This is a genomic window from Bacillus cereus group sp. MYBK15-3, assembly GCF_051916765.1.
In the GTDB taxonomy this organism is placed as follows: Bacteria; Bacillota; Bacilli; order Bacillales; family Bacillaceae_G; genus Bacillus_A; species Bacillus_A cereus.
Genome location: NZ_JBQAHG010000001.1, coordinates 456,999 through 477,232, shown reverse-complemented (window position 1 = coordinate 477,232; position 20,234 = coordinate 456,999). Strand labels below are relative to the sequence as shown.

Below are 20,234 nucleotides of genomic sequence, written 5' to 3'. Positions count from 1 at the left end.
GGTGATGTGATTAATGATCTCTAACATTCGAATTGGCTTATTTGTTTTAGCGATTGTCTTTGTAGTCCTTGTTTTCTTTTATTGGAAAAATGAAGAGTTGTACGAGGAGAAGAAGCAACGTATTAGAAAGACTTGGTATGGTTTGTTTATCATATCTGTCACCGTGTATTTCATGATAAAAGGAATCGATTTAACCCTCTGGAAAAATCTTTTAATGTTTACTGCAATGGTTATTTTTGTTGATATTGCGTTCATTTTAACGCCTAATATTTCAGAAATATGGGGTGCAAAATTTAGCGATATTGGCAAGACAGTTCAATCCATAAAACGATCATTAATTGCATCTAAAGCAAGAGGAGAAATATACACGACAATTATTCAAAATGTTAATCCAGCAGTATTCGGTACGATGGAATGGCATACGGAAGAGGAATATACAAAGAGCTTAAATGCATTTTTAGATTCATATGGGGAAAAGATTGGCGCGAAAATTGTTGTTTTTGAAGCTGCGAAGGAATTAAATACAAACTTTCGTGGTATTCGCTCACAATTTAGTATTATCGTCCCGTTAGAACATATCGAGCAATTGAATGAGCAGAAAGCGGTGCAAGTAGAAAATGTCGGGATTATACCAGCAAAAATAGTAAGTGACGTTTTCATTGTTATTGATGGAAAGAAAAATAACCTGCAAGATCGGGATTTTGAAAATGTATATAATTTAACAATACATCATAGTTATTTTAGTAAATAAGGACAGAATCTTTTTCTGTCCTTTTCTTCTATACATAAATTAAAAACAAAATCCGACAAAGTTGAATAAAATTGGACAATCATTCCTACACTAGCATGTAGAGGTGATTGTAGTGGTAAAAGATTATGACAATGATTTTTTTAAAGAAGATAACGAAGATACAACAGATTTCTCTTTAATAAAAGGGGATACGTTGCAGCAAGTAGAAGAATTAGAAGAAGAATTAAAAAGAAAATCATAAGTGTACACTCTTTCTACATTTGCTATATAATATAAATAAAAGGTTGTATCTTTTTGAAAAGGGGGAGAAGAGATGGCTGAAGTCAATGTACAAAAGTCTTCGTTTTTTAAAGAAAAAAAAGAAGAATCCAATACAGATTTCTCTCTTGTAAAAGGTGCATTAACGGAGAATATAAATCGGTTAGAGAAACTGATGAATAATAGTAGTTCAAAATATATACAGGTGAAAAGAACAAAAGAAAATGCATAGAGCATTTTCTTTTGTTTTTTATTTAATAGTAAACTTATCTTTTACTTTTTTAGGTAAATCTGTTTTCTGAATCTCTTCATAGGACTTTACTTCAATTGATGATATTTCATTGTTGCTATTATCATCTTGATCTACATAAAGGCGTAAAAACGCGTCTTCATTTAATTTATGATTGTTTTCTTTTTTTGTACTTCTAAATGTAATTTGTTTTTTGACGCCATCTTCATCATATGCGGACAGCGTATAGTTTCGTAAGTTTCTATGATCTACTTTTTCGATAGTTCCTTCGCCTTTTATCTGCATGTAATATACATCTTTACCAATTCTATTTAGTGACGCTCTCTCACAGCCAATAGTAAAACTAAAAAATAATAAACATAGTGTAATAATTGCTAAAAACTTTTTCATTTTCTTTATCTCCTTTAATGTGTTTCTTTAAAAAGTATACGACTATTATTAAATGAGAAAAATCGATGTAGATTACAACGCCCTTACAATGTTGTAAGAGTGTTGTACATAAAATGAACAATAAAAGTTAAAAGAAAGATAAAATAATGAATCATGGTATAATGATATGAGACTTACATATTATTTTTTCATTTTGAGAGGAGCTTGAAAAATGTATTCTACTTTAGAACAATTAACAAAGCACCCTGTATTTTTTCATTTTGCAGAAATTTCAAAGATTCCTAGAGGATCAGGTAATGAAAAGGAAATTAGTGATTATTTAGTGGGCTTTGCAAAAGAGCGTAACTTAGAAGTCATTCAAGATGAAGCATTAAATGTCATTATTAAAAAAGAAGCAACAGCTGGTTATGAAAATGTACCAGCTATTATTATTCAAGGTCATATGGATATGGTTTGCGAAAAAAATCAAGCAACAGTACATGATTTTGAAAAAGATCCAATTGAATTACGAATCATTGGGGACATGTTATATGCAAATCAAACAACTTTAGGTGCTGATAATGGTATTGCAGTTGCGTATGCATTAGCTTTATTAGATTCAAAAGAAATTCCGCATCCAGCACTTGAAGTCGTTATCACTACTGAAGAAGAAACGACAATGGGCGGAGCTTTTGCTATTGATCCAAATCATTTTGAAGGAAAGATATTTATAAATATTGATTCTGAAGAAGATCATAAATTACTTGTAAGTAGTGCAGGTGGTGCGAAAGCTGTTGAAACAATTCAAGTAATTTGGGATGAAACGCCAGCGAATATGGATGCATACCGTATATATGTTGGTGGTCTAAAAGGCGGCCATTCTGGTATGGAAATTGATAAACAACGCGGTAATGCGAACAAAGTATTAGGACGAGTATTACGTGATTTATCAGTACATACGGAGTTTTACATAAGTGAAGTTCACGGCGGATTAAAAACGAATGCAATTCCGCGTGAAAGTGTAGCTACAATTTTAATTCGTACAGAAGATGTAGGACAAGTAGAAGAAAAACTAGAATCATGGACACGTGTATTACAAGAAGAAATGCGTGCTGTTGATCCAGATGTTCATGTTACACTGACAAAATTGGATGAAAAAGTTGAAAAAGTATTTGCTAAAGAGACACAAAAGCAGCTTATTTCATCATTATTCTTAATTCCAAATGGCATTCAAAGTATGAGCATGGATATTAAAGGTCTTGTAGAAAGTTCAACAAATTTAGGCGTTATTGAAACGTTGCAAGATGAAATTAAATTACGTAACGAAGTGCGAAGTTCTGTAAGTAGTTTAAAACAACATGTTGCAGAAGAAATCAAATATATTGCTGAATTAGTTGGTGCTACATTTGAAATAGAGTCAGAGTATCCAGAATGGCCATACAATCCAAACTCACAAATTCGTAATTTATTTGAAAAAGTACATCAAGAAAAATACAATAAAGAAATTGAAATCTTCGCTGTACATGCGGGGATTGAGTGTAGTGCATTCGTTCAAAAGATGCCTGAATTAGATGCAATTTCATTCGGACCAGACATTTTCAACGTCCACACTCCAGATGAACATATCAGTATCTCTTCTGTAGTGAATAACTGGGGATTCTTCATTGATGTAATGAAGGGTACGAAAGAATTAGCTAAGTAATAACGACGAAATAAAAAGGAGTCTATAAAAATTTATAGGCTCCTTTTTTATATTGGAATTTATCCCACTATTTGCCGGGCAGCACGATTGGTTCAACTAATAATCAGTGGGGGATGAATAAAACCACTACTGATTAAAGTTTCACTTTATGAGAAGTCATTTTTCGTTAGTATGTAATATTAAGCTTGAACAATTAATAAGGATGAATTGTTGATGTTTTTTAGTACTGATAAAGAGGTGGAGAAATGAAGGGAAGAAATCATTTTATTGTTTGTATGTTTTTATTGTTTTTCACATTTAGTTTTATTGGTGTTCAGAAAATAATAGCAGAAGAAGTTGAATTTTCAGGAACAACAGCTCCATTGAATGTAAATGTTAGAGAGGCAAAAAGTTTAAATGCAAATATTGTAGATGTGATTCCCGGAAATACAAAAGTATCTTTTAAAGGATGGGAGTATGGTGAAGCGGTTAAAGATTACTGGACAGGAAATTTAGATAATCGTTGGTTTTATTATTTTAAAGATGAAAAAAAAGTATATGTAACGTCAGCGTATATTAATGGAAATCCCCCAAGTACACCAACAGACCGTAAATTATCTGTACCTAACATATTACAAGAAAGATCAAATTGGTGTTGGGCAGGCACTTCGGTTTCAGTTTTAAATTATTTTGGGAAAACTCCTTCACAAGATCAGTACGTTAGGTATGTTAAAGGTGGATCATATAATAATCCTGCAACTTCACGTGAAATACAATATGGATTATCGGGATATGGTGTTAGCTCAGCTATAAGTTCTGGAGCAAAATCTTATGATTGGTTCAAAAGTCAAATTAATAGTAATCAGCCGATGATTGCACTCATTATGTGGCAAAATGGAGCTAACATCGGACACTTTCTAGTACTTGATGGATTTTATAAAGGGACAAATGGAACAGATTATATAACATACATGGACCCTTGGTATGGTGATCATTATAATCATAATTTCAGTACGTTCCATAACAATAATAATTTTTGGTGGAGTGAAACTGTTTATAATATCCATGCAAACTAATAATATTAAAAGCGGGGGTTCATAAATGGGAAAACTACTTAAGCTTGTGATACTGTGCATGTGCTTAATGACCGTTATTATTTTCGCTAGTAAAATTAGTTATGCATCAAAAAATAAAAGTGAATCAGTACAATCGATCGCATTAAAAGATTATCAATATAGTAAGGGAAGTTCTTCTGAAAATTTAAGTTTTGAAAAAATAACAACATCTCCATTTTCGTTACCAATCTATGAAACAATTCCAGCACAGCAAATTTTAAATAGCTCTGAATTTAAGAATTTACTATTACCAACAAATGAAAAGCTGTGGTTTATTATGAAGGGTGAGCAGCCAGAAGGACTAATTGTTGCGAATGATACTGAACCGATTCGAACGGGCGGAGAAAATAGAAGTAAAGATTTATATGGATTATATAAAGCAATAAAAAATAATACAAATGAAACAAAAGATATTAGTTATTTCGAATTTGAAGGGCAAGGAATATTGGTAGTAAATCAAAATAATGATCAAGAAATATACCTTAGTAAAGGTGCCGCTGCCATATTAAAACTTCCTGCTGGTCAAAAAGTATTGAGCAGTGAAGTAATACAGAAAATGAAAGAGAGAATTGTAACTGGTTTTGAATAGTGGTAATATCTGATTTTTTTTGTTTATACAAGGTTGAATAGGGAACAGGATCAATGGTAGCATTAGGGCATCTTTACTGTTTGAAACCTAATAGTGTATATAAAAAGGTTAGAGAAGTTAATTCTCTAACCTTTTTATATTAATGTCTGAAATTTAAAAAGTGATGGAGTAAACCAAATAATAAAAGTTTGTCTGCTCTTCTATTTTTATTTGCAATTTAAACTCGTTATATTCCGCTATCTATTGTACAACCTTTTTACATATCTGAATTTTTTTATTTGAAAATAAGGGTGCATCTATAAAACCATAATGATAAACTAAAATACCTAATTCCACTCTAGAATTAATATGCCATTTTTCTTTAATATGATTAATTATCGCTGAAATTCTTCGAGGGGTAACATATATTTTTTGGGAAATTTCTGCATCTGTATATCCTTTTGCTACATAAATAGCCACTTCTAACTCTCTTTCGGTCAACATTCTTTTCATAAAATACGCTCCTTCGAAATTATTTATATAAATATCAAAAGAAACTATTAAAAGAAATAAAGGTGAAAAATCATATTTATTTTAATCCGGCTATTTGCGGGTAGTAAGACTCCCACCTCAAAATCTAGATGTGGCAAAGAAGTCGGACTCCCTGTAAACGCCTGCCTGGGATGGACTAATAATCAGTGGGGGTGAATAAAACGCACATTGATTATTAGTGAACCATATTTTAATAATTTCTCGTATTGTGGTACAAGTTTGTAAAAGAAACTATAAATCCATATAATTAGTAATTGTAACTATATCAATTTTACATTACATTAAAAGTTGGAAAATATTCTTATACTCATAAAGTGTTACATTTGAGGGAGGAAAGATGGAATTCTACAATCTTGGTATTATTATTAAAGAACTTAGAAAGAAAAAAAACATGTCACAATCTGAATTATGTCATGGAATATGTTCACAAAGTCAAATTAGTAAGATAGAAAAAGGTATTATTTATCCATCTAGCATATTGTTGTATCAATTATCTGAAAGACTTGGTATTGATCCAAATTATATATTCGCACTAACCAAAAATAAAAAAATAAAATATATTGAAAATGTAAAATGTGTAATGAGAGATTGTGTAAAACAAAAACAATATAATGAGCTTTACGAAATAGTAAAAAAAGAGAAAAATGATGATAATTTCCAATCAAAAGAAGATAAACAATTTCTATTATGGCATGAAGCGATTGCTATATATTATGTAAATGGAGCAACAAGTAATGCTTTTGACATTTTAAATAGAGCACTAAAACAAACCTTAAGTAGTACTAACTTTTTATCAGAAAAAGAAATAAGCATAATGAATTCAATTGCTATAATACATGCAGAAAATGAAGAGTATGAGAAAAGTATAAATATATTAAAACAAAGTTTAATTAATTTTAATAAGATAGAATTTCCTAGAGAAAAAGAAATCAAATTAAGACTCATTCATACGTTAACAAAATGTTTACACCTTGCAAATCAATATGAAGAAGCAATAAAGTATAGTGAAATAGGCATAAAATTAGCCATAAATATGAATACTTTATACTTATTAGGTGAATTGTTTTTTGAAAAAGGTGCAATTTTATTGAAAGTTCAGCACTCTAATGAAGTTGGTTTAACAGACATAAAAAAAGCATTATTTATATTTGAACTAACTGAAAGAAAACAATATATAAAAATGATCAAGGAAAAATATATTAAAAATCAAGAATAAACAAGAAAGAATTTTAACATAAACTATTCCTAATTGTTATTTATTTCTAAAAAAAGTACTGTAATACGAACTATTCCTAATTGTTGTTTATTGCTAAAATGAATACCGTAATATTAGATAAATATAAAGGGTGGCATTTTATGAAATCAAGAGGAATTACTCGTAAAGCAGATAGTATGGGGCGTATTGTTATTCCAATGGAAATAAGACGGAGTTTAGGAATTGTAGAAAAAGATTCTCTTGAAATGTTTATAGAAGAGGATCAGATTATTTTACGAAAATATCAATCTCCAAGAGCTTGTGCACTTACAGGAGATATTTCAGACAGCAATATTTCGTTAGCGAATGGGAAGATTATTGTAAGTCCAAACGGGATGGAACTGTTAATAAAGAAGTTACAGCAATATCTTTTAAAGTAAAAGGTAAGTAAGAACTTTAAAATAGAATATACTTGGAAAAAGTCCTCTATCATTTAGGGGGCTTTTTTATTGTTATCAATAAAATTGAGGGGCCGTAGTTGGTTCAATGGAATACGAATTACCTTGTAAATAGTCTGACTATTTTTTATAAAAAAACTATTCATTTACATTTTTTGGTTTCGTGTTATATTTTTAGTGTTAACATAGTTGTATTGATAATTCTGATTTTAAAATTAGGAAAACTTTAGAAAATGAAATACTCTTACTTGAATTGAAAATCATATAAACATAGTTTGAAAGTAAAGTATGAAAATGAATCAGATTTTTAAATTAAATTTGTCAATTCAATAGAGGTTCGTGGGGGAAATGTAACTAAGAAGAAATCTCTTATACTCCATGTTTTTTATTTGTAAATCGGTAATTCTAATAGCTCTGACGAAAAGTAAAGGAGTAAAAAAGAAGTGGATAGTTTGTTTAATAGAAGATAGGGTGTAAAAAATAAAACAACGGAGGTTTTATAATGAATAAAGGAATACTGCAGATTACAGAAATTGAAGAAATTACTATTCCGAATCTATTGAAGGATAAAATGAAGAATCTGATAGAAAATGAATTAAAAACTCATAATCCTTATACTTGTGATCAAGAAATAGCAGCATATTTTTCAAAAGAGTGGCTTAATTGTTTGATTGACTATTCAAAGAAAACTCCGAATTCAGACATGAAAAATCTACTACATATGATAAAAATAGCGAATTGTGGTGGGAACGTACCGCCTATTCTTATTAAAAATACTCCATGTGATCCTATAGAAACACTATTACCTGGGGAAAATCGCAGAGGTTTTAATTATGGTGAAGACGAACACGATAGAATGAAAAAATATTTTTATGCAGAATGGGTCACCTGGTTTTTTGCCACACTTTTTAATTATGATGCTTTAATTCACCCATCCGAACATGCAGGGAAAAATAGATTTCATCTCATTTCCCCTTTAAATAACGATGAAGTTTTGCGAAATGTCGGTGCAAGCACCGGTGGCGGGAATTTTTATCAACATAACGATGCCACAGTGTATACAGGTATGAAAGACCAGTCAGATATTGAAGCGAGATTGAATACATTCAATACAAATTTAAAAATTGTATCAAATAGACTTAATAAATCCGTGGAACGAATAGTGTCTGAAATTACTTGTGGCAAATTTACTAGAGTTGATGCTCTTTTATTAAAAGGAGTGTTAAATTTAAAAACTCAAACTCATATTGGAACGCCAAAATTACTTCAAAAGCATCTTGAAGAAAATTTCTTCAGTAAAGATGACATATTGGCGATAAGTAAAATGCCTATTGCTCATATCGCAGGAATGGCTGATGGTGAAATATCGGGATTTGTAGGGGAAATAAACCAAATTATATTTTTAGATGATAATGGTGATATTATTGCAACTTGTTTAAATGGAGCAGAGAATAGATTGATTTATGTAGGAGAAAGTGAAGAAGAAAAATTGAAATTTGACATGTTTTTAGAACTCTTACGAACAACGCCTACTTATAAGGTTCCACTTACATCTGAAGATTTATTAATTATCCCAAATTCATACTATGGTAAACAAACAAATGTAACTCATGGTAGAGAAAGGTTATCTGAGGAAGAATATAAAATCCCGATTGGAAATAATAAATACGGAAGAAGAATTGTTTGCAGGCAATACGTTTCCAGCCGATTACGTGATCAGAAAGAAAGTTACTTTAAAGATTTAATTAACTAGTTTAAAGAGAGGAGGGAAGATGGGGAGGTTTGGGGTATAATAGCTCAAGCCTTCCCATATTCTTTGTATGGATTTTACTATTGAATTACTCATACTACTATTTTTAGTAGCTGTATTAGCAGGATGGATAGATACGATTGCTGGAGGCGGTGGTATGATAACTATCCCGATAATGTTATTAGTAGGTATGTCTCCTTCTGTAGCGATAGCAACTAATAAACTGCAAGGGAGTAGCGGAACTCTCATGGCAACAGTGTTTTTTATTAAGAAGAAAGAAATTAATCTTAAAGAAATGCGTTTGTCCATCTTAATGACCTTTTTTGGATCAGTTTTCGGTGGATGGCTTGTTTTACAGATACGAGCAGAATATCTAATTATGATATTACCTTTTTTACTTGTTTTTATTGGCATTTATTTTCTATTATCTCCAAATATAGCAAACGAAGATCGACCGAGAAAAATAAGTATGTTGTTGTTTGCGTTAACAGTGGCTCCGTTACTGGGATTTTATGATGGTTTCTTCGGCCCAGGAACAGGTAGTTTAATTGCTTTAGCATTCATTCTTTTATGTGGATATAGTGCTACACGGGCGACTGCAAATGCTAAGATTTTGAACTTTACAAGTAATTTCGCTGCTTTGTTGTATTTTATTATTTTTGGCCAAATCGATTGGACAATTGGATTGATTATGATGCTTGGTCAAATAATAGGATCATATATTGGGGCGAAGATGGTGCTTACAAAAGGGACGGCATTAATACGACCAATAGTGGTTATTGTTTGCTTTGTCATGGCAATTAAGATTTTTTTACAAAATATGAACTAAATGTAATCAATATATTATTTGTATCAAAGTTAGAGTGTTTTCATGTTCCTATTGCAGTATTACGCTGTTTAAGATGTGTTCAAAATTACACAATTTGACTAGTGTAATGTATTGCGTTATGCTTTTTTATAGTATAAAAGAAAGGCTTGAAGATAATGATTCGTCGTTTGAGAAAGCTAAAAAATGTAGCAGTCGTAGTAAGCTTCTAAGTAAATAGCAATATATATAATACTTAGAAGCGAGGAATAAAGTTATGAAGCATCCATTATTTAATCATTGGTCAGAAACAAAGTATATAAAAGATATAGTAACAAATCCACTCATTGAAGTAGGAGAGTACTCCTATTATTCAGGCTATTATAGTCATCAAAATTTTGAAGATGGCTGTGTAAGGTATTTGTGGGGAGATGCTAAGTCCCAAGCACTGTTCAATCCAATTGAACAGATGGGATGGCACCTTGACAAACTCATTATTGGGAATTATGTTTGCATAGCAAGCGGGGTAGTCATTTTAATGGGTGGTAATCATAATCATCACTCAGAATGGATTACAGTATATCCATTCGCTGAGCAAATTAAACAATCATATGAACCTAAGGGAGATACAGTCATTAAAAGTGATGCTTGGATTGGAATGAATGCTATAATAATGCCTGGCGTTACTATTGGTGAAGGTGCAATTGTTGCTGCAGGATCAGTCGTAAGTAAAGATGTTCCGCCGTATACAATAGTTGGTGGAAATCCTGCTAAGGAAATAAAGAAACGATTCACTGATACAGAAATAAACATGTTAATGGAAATGCGTTGGTTTGATTGGGATAGGAAATTGATTGAGAAGGCAATTCCGCTGTTATCTAGTCCATCCATCGAACCATTATTTGCTTTTTATAAAAATGAAGTGAAAAATAAATAAATCAGTTAGAAAAACTACATCCAGTATAGGGTGTAGTTTTTATTTTTTGTAAATGTGGAACAAATGTATTATTTAGATTGTCTATTAACTGTAATCCTAAAAAAATATGAAAGTGTGAATCATTTTGAAAAATATAAGGGGATTAAAAATAAGGATATGTGTGGGAATACAAAGTATTAGCGCACCTGAAAATGTCGGATGAGATGGTCTATATGAAAGCGATTCTAACGTTTTATATGTATATACAATTTGAGAACACTTTCTATTTTTTTGCGGGATTATGTTAGAATAACGCTTTTTTTAAGTACAAAGAAATTGGAGGTAACAGAAGTGAAAGGTATGTTTTGCAATAGAGTTATTGCAATAGTAACAGTGCTTACAATATTTTGTAGCATGGTCGTTACAATTGGAAAAGCAGCAGCGGAAACAGATCCTGCTATAGACGTTGAAGCAGGGTCAGCAATTTTAATAGAAGCAAATTCTGGAAAAATTTTATATGAAAAAAATGCAGATGAATCATTGGCAATTGCTAGTATGACAAAAATGATGAGCGAATACTTAGTTCATGAAGCGGTGGATAAAGGAAAACTTAAATGGGATCAAAAAGTTAAAATCTCTGAATATGCACATAAGATTTCGCAAGATCGTTCACTATCAAATGTTCCATTAGAAAATGGTGGCTCTTATACGGTAAAAGAGTTATATGAGGCAATGGCAATTTACTCTGCAAATGGTGCAACAATTGCTTTAGTTGAACAGATTGCTGGTAAAGAGGTCAATTTTGTAAAAATGATGAACGATAAGTCAAAAGAGTTTGGTATGAAAGACTATAAGTTTGTAAACTCTACCGGCTTAACAAATCAAGATTTAAAAGGATATCACCTAGAAGGGACAACTCTAGACGAGAAAAATAAAATGTCTGCAAGGGATTGTGCAATTTTAGCACAACGTCTTATTCAAGATTTTCCCCAAATATTAAATACAGCAAAAATTCCTAAAAAAACATTCCAAGAGGGTGGTAAATATCCAATTGATATGGCGAACTTTAACTGGATGTTAAAAGGTTTAATTAAGCAATATGAAGGTGTAGATGGTTTGAAAACAGGAACGACTCCAGAAGCGGGAGATTGTTTCACTGGTACAGTAGAAAGAAATGGTATGCGCCTAATTTCTGTAGTGATAAAAGCAAAATCTCATACGGCACGTTTTGATGAAACAAAGAAATTATACGATTATGGATTTGCGAATTTTGAAGTGAAGAATGTCTACGGAAAAGATTCAGTAATAAAAGGACATGAAACAGTTCGAGTGGCAAATGCAAAAGACAAAGATGTAGTAGTTCAAACGAAGCAAGCTGTTTCACTTCCAATGCCGAACGGCAATAAAGACATTTATAAAAAAGAATTTAAAGTATCGAATACGGAACAAGAAGCGCCTATTAAAAAAGGTGTAACAATTAGTAAAATGATTATCTCGTCTAAAGATAATACAGATCCTGGGTTCTTATCAGGTAATTCATTACAAATAGACCTTGTAACAAAATCTGATGTGGAACAAGCAAATTGGCTTACACGTTTTATACGTAAAACAGGATCTTTTTTTAGTGGTATGTGGGATCGTACGATTGATATAGTAAAAAGCTAATTTTATAGGATACAACTAAATATTAGTTTGAAACAAAAGGTTTCAAAGCACTATAGATTCTTATGTGGATAGCTTGGAATGTCAGGGTGTAATTTTTTCTTCTTACTTTGTGCATTGCAATGACACTACTTTTTTCTATAGTTTCGTATCATGTAATCGAAAAGAAATGTATCAACTGGGCAAAACAAAGAACAACAAATTTTTTGAAAAAAGTATAAGTCCTAGAGGGATTTTATTTCTTTAGTAAATATACGAATATGACCGATTCCTTAGTATACTTGGGAATCGGTCAATTTTGGATTCTAAATGTAAATATAGTAAAGTGGAATATAATTGAAATCGAAAACCACTTAGAAATAACAATTACGGTGTGAGCTATTGTATAGTATAGATATGTTTAAAAATAAAGGGGGAATACATATGTGGAAGCGATTTGTAGCAATTGGTGATAGTTTTACAGAGGGGATAGGGGATGAAGTTGAGGGAATTGCATTAAAAAGCTGGGTAGATCATTTTGTTCAACTGTGTGAAAAAGATATAGAATATGCCAATTTTGCAAAGCGTGGGTTAGTAACTGAAGAAATTCGCTTGCAGCAATTGGAAAAGGCGTTAACTTTTAATCCAGATTTGGTTAGTCTCATTGCAGGGGCAAACGATGTTTTAAAAGGACGTTGGAATCATGATGTATATAAGAACGATATGGAATTTATGATAGATACATTAAGTAAAGCAGGGGCTGATATTATTATAGCAAACCTTCCTGATTTTACAGTTAGGCTTCCTTTTGCTTCTGAAAAAAAACAAGAAATAAAAGAACAATTATTAGAGGCAAATGAAGTTATACATTCACTGAGCAGAGAGTATAAGCTTCATCATGTTGATTTTTGGAATCATCATTTAGTTAATGACAATACGCTTTGGTCTAAGGATTTAATTCATCCAAACTCAAAAGGATATGTAAAAGTTGCTGAATTGATTTTTAGTAGTTTGCCTGTACAGAAGACAAAATAATAGTTTGCAATGTAACGAATATGATATTAAGTGTATGAAGCTATGTTTTTTAGTAAATGGAAAGAACTAAACATTTAGCAAACAAAGCGTTTCTACGATATATTTCTACAGTAGTGCACAAATACAGAATCACAAAGAAAGATCACTTATGGAAATAGGTGGTCTTTAAATGTTTTTATAACTAAATTAGTATATACTGTATTACTAACAATTTCGTACTACATAAAAATTAAGTTCTCTTATAGAAAAACTGATTTTATATTATCTTAAAATATAATAACATGTTCAAATGATATTTTGGGTATGTATCCTAATTGTAAATGATGTGTAATTTTTTTTGAAGTATAAATATCCAATAAATAAAATAGGTAGTAGGTGCAGAAGTATTAATACTATATTATTCAATTCTTGTTATGAGTACATTAGTGATTGGTAATATTATATTTTTATTATCAACTTTAGTTATTGGAATTAATTTGCATAGAAAATATGTAGGATAAGAAAAAATAAATATACTTTATTGTATATTTATTTTTTTGTTTAGTAGGATTTATAGTCTCTATAAACTATTATGTTAATAAAATTAAAAAACTTAATTCTTGATATCCTTATGGCTAAGGCTATCTATAAAATGACAATATAACTAAATAATTGTTTGGTATGATTTGTGGATTTAGTTTTTTATCCGAATTTTCTGATTCAAATATTTCAACTTTATGAATATAGTAGGTGAAATATTTGTGTGATAGTATTTGAGATAGAAAAAAGCCAACTTTAAAAAGGATGTGAATTGAATGTGCAAACGACTGTAAAGGGTTATATTAAGGAAACGTTTAGCTGTTATTAGTGTAAGGTAAAGATATATTTTGTAACAGTTGATATAAAAATGAAGAAATAGGTACGCTTTCGTTTGTCTGACTATTTTAAATATATGAAAAACAAGAGTGGTTTGAGTTTTGACGAAGTTAAATTCTAGGTGAGATGTCAATAATGATTAATTAAGTTTAATAAAGAGGTACCTTATACGCAAAAGCGTTTATATTAGTAACCTAAGGAGCTTGCTTTTATGAAAACTACTGATTCAAAAGGCCTATTAGGAAATAGGGTTTATTTACAAGTTTTCTCTGCCTATTCATTGCTTATGCTTGGTGTTTTTATTGATATGTTAGCGATTATGACTATAGTTGGGTTTGAATGGGAAGTAGATCCTACTATGATTGGATTGATTCCTGTTGCATATGCACTTCCTGGAATTATTTTTGGCTCATGGGCAGGTGTTATTGCAGATCGTTTTAGAAAAATTCCAATTATGATGTTCTGTAATCTAATGGTTGGTTTAATAACAATTGCTCTTTTATTTGTACAAGATATCCACTGGCTCTTAGTGGCATTAATGATTCGTTCCATTTTTATTGTTTTCTATTATCCTGCACAGCAAACACTAACAAGACAGATTGTATCCCCGGACTTGCTTACTAAAGCAGTAAGTATCAACGGAATAGTAGAGCAGGGTACAAAGATAGTAGGCCCACTTATAGGGGGCATGTTGCTGAGTTGGTTTCAACCAGAGTTCTGCCTCATTATAAGAGCTATAAGTTGTTTATTAGCTACCTTAGTTCTCATACCCACAATAAAATTTAAAGAAACTATATCGAAAGAATTTGTTGAAAAGCAAAAACAAAGTACTTGGACCGCTTGGGTACAAGGGTGGGGTTATGTGTTATCTAATCGGATAATATTATCAACCATGATTTTCGTTACAATAGCCATGGCAGTATTACAATTAGTAGACTCACAATTCCCAACTTTATTTAAGAGCTTATTCCCACATGATAAAAGTAAAATGGGATATATCATTTCTATTATTGGTCTTGGCGGAATACTTGGTGCATTACTAACTCAGAAATTAAAACAATTTCAATATGGCTGGGTAGTATGTGGAGGTATGGTTTTAATGGGAATTGGTTTTGGGGGGATTGGTTTGATAACGCCCGGTACGGTCTTCGTTTTAGCCTATTTAATTAGTTTTATCGCTGGTATTGGAAGTGGGCTGATGCTTGTATCTAATCAAGTCATATTACAAATAGAATCCGATCAAGATCAAGTAGGAAGAGTATTTGGTATACAAAGCAGTTTAACAAACGCAGTTTTAATTATTTCCCCTGCTATGAGTGGCCCATTAGTGCATTTATTTGGAGTAACTCAACTCTATGTTTATGGAGGGATTGGGCTTGTTATTATTGGAGTAATTGGAGTTTCACTGCAGAAATATTTATGGGCTAAACATAAACACGAACCTATAAGAGCAAATAATTTTTGAAGGGAAGATTTTTATGACCAATGAGGAATGTTATCCATTAAGCCACCCGCAGCGAAGAATATGGTATACAGAAGTTGTTCATTCTGATAAAGGAATATGTAATTTAAGATTTTTATTTAAACTTCATCGAAAAATGAACTATTCAAATTTAAACCAAGTTGTGAATCGCGTTATCAGTGAAAATGACGGTCTGTGCATTAGGTTAAAAGAAAATGGGCATCAAGAACCGAAACAATATTTTACTAAACATGAAGAACAAGAATTTGAGTTTTTTGATTTCAGTAATGTGGAGAATACAAATTTGCTTGAGGAATGGATTGAGCAGAAAACAAAAGAAACGTTTACATTATTTAATTCAAATTTATACTATTTTGCTTTAATAAAATTAAACGATAATGAATGTGCAGTCTTTGGAAATGTTCATCATATTATTATGGATGGTTTATCAATTCAAATATTTACTGAGCAGATTGCAAAATATTATTATGACATGCATAACGAGAATGAGGAAGGCGAAATTAAAAATTCATATGTTCAATTTCTGACCAATGAACAAACATACTTGAATAGTAGTCGCTTTCAAAAAGATCAAAAATTTTGGCTAGAGGAATTTAAAACACTGCCATCTGTGACTGGATTGAAGCCTTATAATACGTACCAAGTTAGTACCAAAGCATCACGTGAGACGTTTATATTAACGGAGCATTTGAAGAGAAAGATAGAAAAATTTTCTGAAGATTACAAATTTAGTTTATACACCCTTTTTGTTGCTGCTTTCTCGTTGTCCATGTATCGGTGGACCTCATCGCTTGATATTGGTTTAGGAATGGCTTACGGCAACCGTATGACTAAAATGGAACGAAAATTGATTGGAATGATGGTGAGTACAGTTCCTTTAAGAATGGATATTGATCCAGAAGAAGAAGTACTTTCATTTATTAGTAGGGTGTCCAGAAAACAAAGTAAATCATTAAGACACCAGAAATATCCATTTGATTTGTTATTAAAGCAGATTAATAAAGAGAATAACAGTAATGTGAGACTTTTCGGAACTACGATTGATTATAGGGATCGTGATGAAAGTGGTGACTCACTATGGATTCCAAACCGTGAAGAAGTACAAGATTTTGCAGTGCATATTGAAAATCTAATTGATATAGACTCTTTACATGTACATATTGATTATCGTGAGGAGCTATTTTCTAAGGAAGAGATAGAACGATTCTTTAACGTTATGCTAGTGATACTGGAAAATATTTTTGAAAACCCAAAGCAGAAGGTGGCTGAAATAGAAATCATTTCTGAGGAGGATAAAAGAAAAAGTTTAGTTGAGTTCAACAATCCTAAACTGGATGTCCCGCCTCAAGTAACTATTCATGAAATGTTCGAACGGCAAGCGATGATTTATCCAAATGCTATTGCAGTTACGTATGAAAAAGAAAAAATTACTTATAAGGAACTTAATGAACGTGCAAACCAGTTAGCTCATTATCTGCAGAAAAAAGGAGTAGGACCTGATACTTTAGTTGGACTGTGCGTTGAACGTTCCCACGAGATGACTGTAGGTATTTTAGGGATTTTGAAGGCTGGTGGGGCTTATGTCCCACTTGATCTAACATATCCAGAGCAACGACTTCAATATATTTTAGAAGATGCTAGCATTCAGTTATTCGTAACGCAAGAAAGTTTAAAAGAATTGAACTGGTTACCAGAAAATGTTGAGTCGATTTGCCTGGATCGTGATCAAGATGAGATTGGGAAAGAAAGTAAGACTTTGCCGGTTTCTGGTGTCGGTCCCCAAAATCTGGCATATGTAATCTATACTTCGGGATCAACGGGAAATCCAAAGGGCGTTATGATAGAGCATCACAATGTCATTCGGTTATTTAAATCGACGGATTGTTGGTATCAGTTTAATGAAAAAGATACTTGGACGCTTTTTCATTCGTATGCATTTGATTTCTCAGTATGGGAAATTTGGGGAGCATTATTATATGGTGGAAAATTAGTTGTTGTTCCGTACTGGATTAGTCGATCACCTAAGGATTTTTATCAATTATTGGTGGAGGAAGAAGTCACAGTTCTAAATCAGACACCTTCCGCATTTCGACAATTAATACAAGTGTGTGAACAAGAAGATGAGAATAAAAATTTGCAGCTGCGTTATGTCATATTTGGCGGAGAAGCGTTAGAACCTACTAGCTTGTTACCGTGGTTTCAAAGGTATGGGGAGAAAAACCCACAGTTAATTAATATGTATGGAATTACAGAAACTACAGTTCATGTTACATATTATCCAATTACTTTAGATGATGTGCAGCAGGCTTCAAGAAGTAATATTGGAAAGCGGATTCCCGATTTAGAAGTGTATATACTAGACGCTTATCAACAACCTGTTCCTATAGGTGTTGATGGTGAACTTTATATTGGCGGGGCAGGGCTTGCACGTGGGTATTTAAATAGACCTGAATTAACAGCAGAGCGTTTTATATCTCATCCATTTAGTAGTGATCTGAAAGCAAGATTATACCGGACAGGAGACTTAGCGAGGTATTTGCCAGATGGGAATCTAGATTATCGTGGAAGAATTGATCATCAGGTTAAAATACGTGGTTTCCGAATTGAGATTGGGGAAATTGAGTCTACTTTACATACATATGCATATGTAAAAGAGGTAGTTGTAATTGTAAGAGAAGATCAGCCAGGCGATAAACGATTAGTAGCATATGTTGCAGGAGATGGAAATGTAGATGCGTGGAGAGAGTATCTTAAAGCGAAACTACCAAGTTATATGGTTCCTTCGGGATTTGTGGCGATGGAAGCTATTCCACTTACAGCTAACGGTAAAGTTGATCGTGAGGCCTTACCTATGCCGGAGGAAACGCAGATTAATAGTGAATGTGTTGGCCCTCGGAATAGTAACGAACAGATACTAACTACCATTTGGAAGAGAGTATTAGGTGTTAAAAAGGTGGGAATCTATGATAATTTCTTTGAAATTGGTGGCGACTCGATTCTCAGTATTCAAATCATATCTCAAGCAAGTCAAGTGGGGTTAAAACTTACTCCAAAGCAAATGTTTGAATGCCCAACTATCGCTGAGCTGGCACAAGTGGCTATAGAAACGCAGGGAGTACAAGCGGAGCAGGGAATTGTGATAGGTGATGTGCCTCTTACTCCAATTCAGCGCTGGTTCTTCGAGCAAGAACATCCACATACAGAGCATTGGAATCAATCAATGCTTTTAAGAGTAAAAGAAAGATTGGATGTGAAATTACTAGAGGGAGCGATATTAAATTTACTGAAACATCATGATGCTTTACGTTTCCGGTACGAACAGTTACCAAACGGAACGTGGAGGCAGAGAAATGAAGGGGCTGATGAGCTGTCAGTACTCCATGTTGTAAAACGGAATCAAGTTAATGAAAAAGAGTGGAATAAAATAATACAAGAAGAGATGAATATTCATCAAGCTAGTTTCAATTTAATTACTGGTCCGTTAATGAAAGTAGTGTACTTTGAAGATAACTTGACTGAAAATGATCGAATATTCTGGGTGATACATCATTTAGTAGTAGATGGAGTGTCATGGAGGATTCTATTGGAAGATTTACAGGTGGTATATAACCAGATGAAACAAGGTCAAGAAATTCGCTTACCTGCGAAAAGTACATCTTTTAAAGAATGGTCTGAACGACTTCAGACATACAGTGATTCGGGTATTTCAAAAGAAGTAAAGGATTATTGGAATGAACAAGTAGAAAAAGAAACGATGAAAATTCCAATGGACTATCCAATACAAGAAACGACAGAAGAATCGATTGATCAAGTGACGGGGACTTTAGGAATAGAAGAAACACAAGCATTGTTTCACGAAGTTCTAGTCACTCATAAGACAAGGATTGATGAGGTACTATTAACGGCATTAGGACAAGCTATCGTCGATTGTACAAATCAGCAAACCGTTTCTATTCATCTAGAAGGACACGGGAGAGAAGAGATGATTGAAGGTATTGATTTATCAAGGACAGTGGGCTGGTTCACGAGTATTTATCCCGTTCATCTCAATTTTCAAGGAACTCAGACACCTATTGAAGGGTTAAAGGCAGTCAAAGAGCAATTGCGTCGAATCCCAAATCGCGGAGTTGACTATGGTATTTTACGTTACTTGAATAAAGGATTACTTCCGTTTTATCAGCAAAAGCCTTCAATAAGCTTTAACTATTTGGGCCAATTTGATCAGGTGTTTTCAAGGGACTCTTTGTTTATACAAGAGACAGGATTTACATTTTTAGATCATGCTCCAGATTCCAAACCATCTCATCTAATTGATGTTATCGGAATGGTGAAAGATGAAAAGTTACATTTTATTTGGATGTATAGTAGGGAACAGTTTTCTAAATTAAAAATTCAAGTGATAGCAGATGGTATGTTGAGGCATCTTCGTCAACTTATAAATAAACCAACAACAGAGTCTGCTTTTACGGTATCAGATTTTGCTGATGCAGAGGATCTTACGGAAGAAAGCTTGAGCAAAGTATTACTTAAATTAACAAAGAAGAGGGTGTAA

General features: G+C 32.4%; 17 protein-coding genes and 1 pseudogene. 16 read left to right on the top strand and 2 right to left on the bottom strand.

Annotation, left to right across the window (positions count from 1 at the left end):
- The first annotated feature begins 13 nt into the window (after window positions 1-13).
- From ACTFR8_RS02410 to spoIISB, 3 genes are all read left to right on the top strand, one after another.
- Entirely contained in the window at window positions 14-751 is a 738-nt protein-coding gene (locus tag ACTFR8_RS02410; protein ID WP_000624977.1) for a type II toxin-antitoxin system SpoIISA family toxin, read from the top strand.
- A 112-nt stretch (window positions 752-863) separates the two neighbouring features.
- Window positions 864-992 (top strand): hypothetical protein, encoded by a 129-nt coding sequence (locus ACTFR8_RS02405; protein WP_000237818.1) that lies wholly within the window; start codon window positions 864-866, stop codon window positions 990-992.
- A 72-nt stretch (window positions 993-1,064) separates the two neighbouring features.
- Complete coding sequence (spoIISB, locus tag ACTFR8_RS02400) at window positions 1,065-1,241, top strand: stage II sporulation protein SB (protein WP_000852629.1); 177 nt, start codon at window positions 1,065-1,067, stop codon at window positions 1,239-1,241.
- Between the two features lie 18 nt (window positions 1,242-1,259).
- Here the strand turns inward: spoIISB and ACTFR8_RS02395 are convergent, their stop codons facing one another.
- On the bottom strand, window positions 1,260-1,649 hold the full coding sequence (locus ACTFR8_RS02395; protein WP_000713866.1) for a YxeA family protein: 390 nt from the start codon (window positions 1,647-1,649) through the stop codon (window positions 1,260-1,262).
- 211 nt (window positions 1,650-1,860) lie between these two features.
- Between ACTFR8_RS02395 and pepD the strand changes: the two genes are divergently transcribed.
- From pepD to ACTFR8_RS02380, 3 genes are all read left to right on the top strand, one after another.
- Window positions 1,861-3,330: a beta-Ala-His dipeptidase gene (pepD, locus tag ACTFR8_RS02390; RefSeq protein ID WP_000287515.1), complete on the top strand. Its 1,470-nt coding sequence runs from the start codon at window positions 1,861-1,863 to the stop codon at window positions 3,328-3,330.
- Window positions 3,331-3,575: 245 nt separating this feature from the next.
- Window positions 3,576-4,385, top strand: a complete 810-nt coding sequence (locus ACTFR8_RS02385; protein ID WP_044584465.1) for a papain-like cysteine protease family protein — start codon at window positions 3,576-3,578, stop codon at window positions 4,383-4,385.
- Between the two features lie 25 nt (window positions 4,386-4,410).
- On the top strand, window positions 4,411-5,013 hold the full coding sequence (locus ACTFR8_RS02380; RefSeq protein WP_000517260.1) for a hypothetical protein: 603 nt from the start codon (window positions 4,411-4,413) through the stop codon (window positions 5,011-5,013).
- Between the two features lie 240 nt (window positions 5,014-5,253).
- Here the strand turns inward: ACTFR8_RS02380 and ACTFR8_RS02375 are convergent, their stop codons facing one another.
- Window positions 5,254-5,505, bottom strand: coding sequence for a response regulator transcription factor (locus ACTFR8_RS02375; protein WP_030025648.1), 252 nt, complete (start codon window positions 5,503-5,505; stop codon window positions 5,254-5,256).
- Window positions 5,506-5,881: 376 nt separating this feature from the next.
- Here ACTFR8_RS02375 and ACTFR8_RS02370 point away from each other — a divergent pair, with 376 nt between their 5' ends.
- The 10 genes and pseudogenes from ACTFR8_RS02370 to ACTFR8_RS02325 all read left to right on the top strand — a co-directional run bounded on the left by ACTFR8_RS02370 (window position 5,882) and on the right by ACTFR8_RS02325 (window position 20,234).
- Window positions 5,882-6,760 (top strand): helix-turn-helix domain-containing protein, encoded by an 879-nt coding sequence (locus ACTFR8_RS02370; protein ID WP_000397983.1) that lies wholly within the window; start codon window positions 5,882-5,884, stop codon window positions 6,758-6,760.
- A 140-nt stretch (window positions 6,761-6,900) separates the two neighbouring features.
- Window positions 6,901-7,179, top strand: coding sequence for an AbrB/MazE/SpoVT family DNA-binding domain-containing protein (locus ACTFR8_RS02365; protein WP_000842216.1), 279 nt, complete (start codon window positions 6,901-6,903; stop codon window positions 7,177-7,179).
- Window positions 7,180-7,699: 520 nt separating this feature from the next.
- Complete coding sequence (locus ACTFR8_RS02360) at window positions 7,700-8,950, top strand: hypothetical protein (protein WP_074595795.1); 1,251 nt, start codon at window positions 7,700-7,702, stop codon at window positions 8,948-8,950.
- Between the two features lie 67 nt (window positions 8,951-9,017).
- Window positions 9,018-9,776 (top strand): TSUP family transporter, encoded by a 759-nt coding sequence (locus tag ACTFR8_RS02355; protein ID WP_000347986.1) that lies wholly within the window; start codon window positions 9,018-9,020, stop codon window positions 9,774-9,776.
- 253 nt (window positions 9,777-10,029) lie between these two features.
- The gene (locus ACTFR8_RS02350; protein WP_000682538.1) at window positions 10,030-10,689 is read left to right on the top strand and encodes a CatB-related O-acetyltransferase; all 660 of its coding nucleotides are present in this window, start codon (window positions 10,030-10,032) and stop codon (window positions 10,687-10,689) included.
- A 330-nt stretch (window positions 10,690-11,019) separates the two neighbouring features.
- Window positions 11,020-12,333, top strand: a complete 1,314-nt coding sequence (locus tag ACTFR8_RS02345; protein ID WP_069604943.1) for a D-alanyl-D-alanine carboxypeptidase family protein — start codon at window positions 11,020-11,022, stop codon at window positions 12,331-12,333.
- 92 nt (window positions 12,334-12,425) lie between these two features.
- A pseudogene (locus ACTFR8_RS02340) lies at window positions 12,426-12,551 on the top strand (acyltransferase family protein); the annotation flags it as partial.
- Between the two features lie 202 nt (window positions 12,552-12,753).
- On the top strand, window positions 12,754-13,344 hold the full coding sequence (locus ACTFR8_RS02335; RefSeq protein WP_003313192.1) for an SGNH/GDSL hydrolase family protein: 591 nt from the start codon (window positions 12,754-12,756) through the stop codon (window positions 13,342-13,344).
- Window positions 13,345-14,410: 1,066 nt separating this feature from the next.
- Entirely contained in the window at window positions 14,411-15,664 is a 1,254-nt protein-coding gene (locus tag ACTFR8_RS02330; RefSeq protein WP_000858613.1) for an MFS transporter, read from the top strand.
- A gap of 13 nt (window positions 15,665-15,677) precedes the next feature.
- The gene (locus ACTFR8_RS02325) at window positions 15,678-20,234 is read left to right on the top strand and encodes a non-ribosomal peptide synthetase (protein ID WP_252209981.1); all 4,557 of its coding nucleotides are present in this window, start codon (window positions 15,678-15,680) and stop codon (window positions 20,232-20,234) included.

Excerpts from the sequence above, each read along its gene's own strand:
- ACTFR8_RS02360 (WP_074595795.1), top strand. The coding sequence starts at position 7,700 with ATGAATAAAGGAATACTGCAGATTACAGAAATTGAAGAAATTACTATT.
- ACTFR8_RS02410 (WP_000624977.1), top strand. The coding sequence starts at position 14 with ATGATCTCTAACATTCGAATTGGCTTATTTGTTTTAGCGATTGTCTTT.
- ACTFR8_RS02350 (WP_000682538.1), top strand. The coding sequence starts at position 10,030 with ATGAAGCATCCATTATTTAATCATTGGTCAGAAACAAAGTATATAAAA.
- ACTFR8_RS02325 (WP_252209981.1), top strand. The coding sequence starts at position 15,678 with ATGACCAATGAGGAATGTTATCCATTAAGCCACCCGCAGCGAAGAATA.
- ACTFR8_RS02365 (WP_000842216.1), top strand. The coding sequence starts at position 6,901 with ATGAAATCAAGAGGAATTACTCGTAAAGCAGATAGTATGGGGCGTATT.
- spoIISB (WP_000852629.1), top strand. The coding sequence starts at position 1,065 with ATGGCTGAAGTCAATGTACAAAAGTCTTCGTTTTTTAAAGAAAAAAAA.
- ACTFR8_RS02395 (WP_000713866.1), bottom strand. The coding sequence starts at position 1,649 with ATGAAAAAGTTTTTAGCAATTATTACACTATGTTTATTATTTTTTAGT.
- ACTFR8_RS02355 (WP_000347986.1), top strand. The coding sequence starts at position 9,018 with ATGGATTTTACTATTGAATTACTCATACTACTATTTTTAGTAGCTGTA.
- ACTFR8_RS02330 (WP_000858613.1), top strand. The coding sequence starts at position 14,411 with ATGAAAACTACTGATTCAAAAGGCCTATTAGGAAATAGGGTTTATTTA.
- pepD (WP_000287515.1), top strand. The coding sequence starts at position 1,861 with ATGTATTCTACTTTAGAACAATTAACAAAGCACCCTGTATTTTTTCAT.
- ACTFR8_RS02375 (WP_030025648.1), bottom strand. The coding sequence starts at position 5,505 with ATGAAAAGAATGTTGACCGAAAGAGAGTTAGAAGTGGCTATTTATGTA.
- ACTFR8_RS02385 (WP_044584465.1), top strand. The coding sequence starts at position 3,576 with ATGAAGGGAAGAAATCATTTTATTGTTTGTATGTTTTTATTGTTTTTC.
- ACTFR8_RS02380 (WP_000517260.1), top strand. The coding sequence starts at position 4,411 with ATGGGAAAACTACTTAAGCTTGTGATACTGTGCATGTGCTTAATGACC.
- ACTFR8_RS02370 (WP_000397983.1), top strand. The coding sequence starts at position 5,882 with ATGGAATTCTACAATCTTGGTATTATTATTAAAGAACTTAGAAAGAAA.
- ACTFR8_RS02335 (WP_003313192.1), top strand. The coding sequence starts at position 12,754 with ATGTGGAAGCGATTTGTAGCAATTGGTGATAGTTTTACAGAGGGGATA.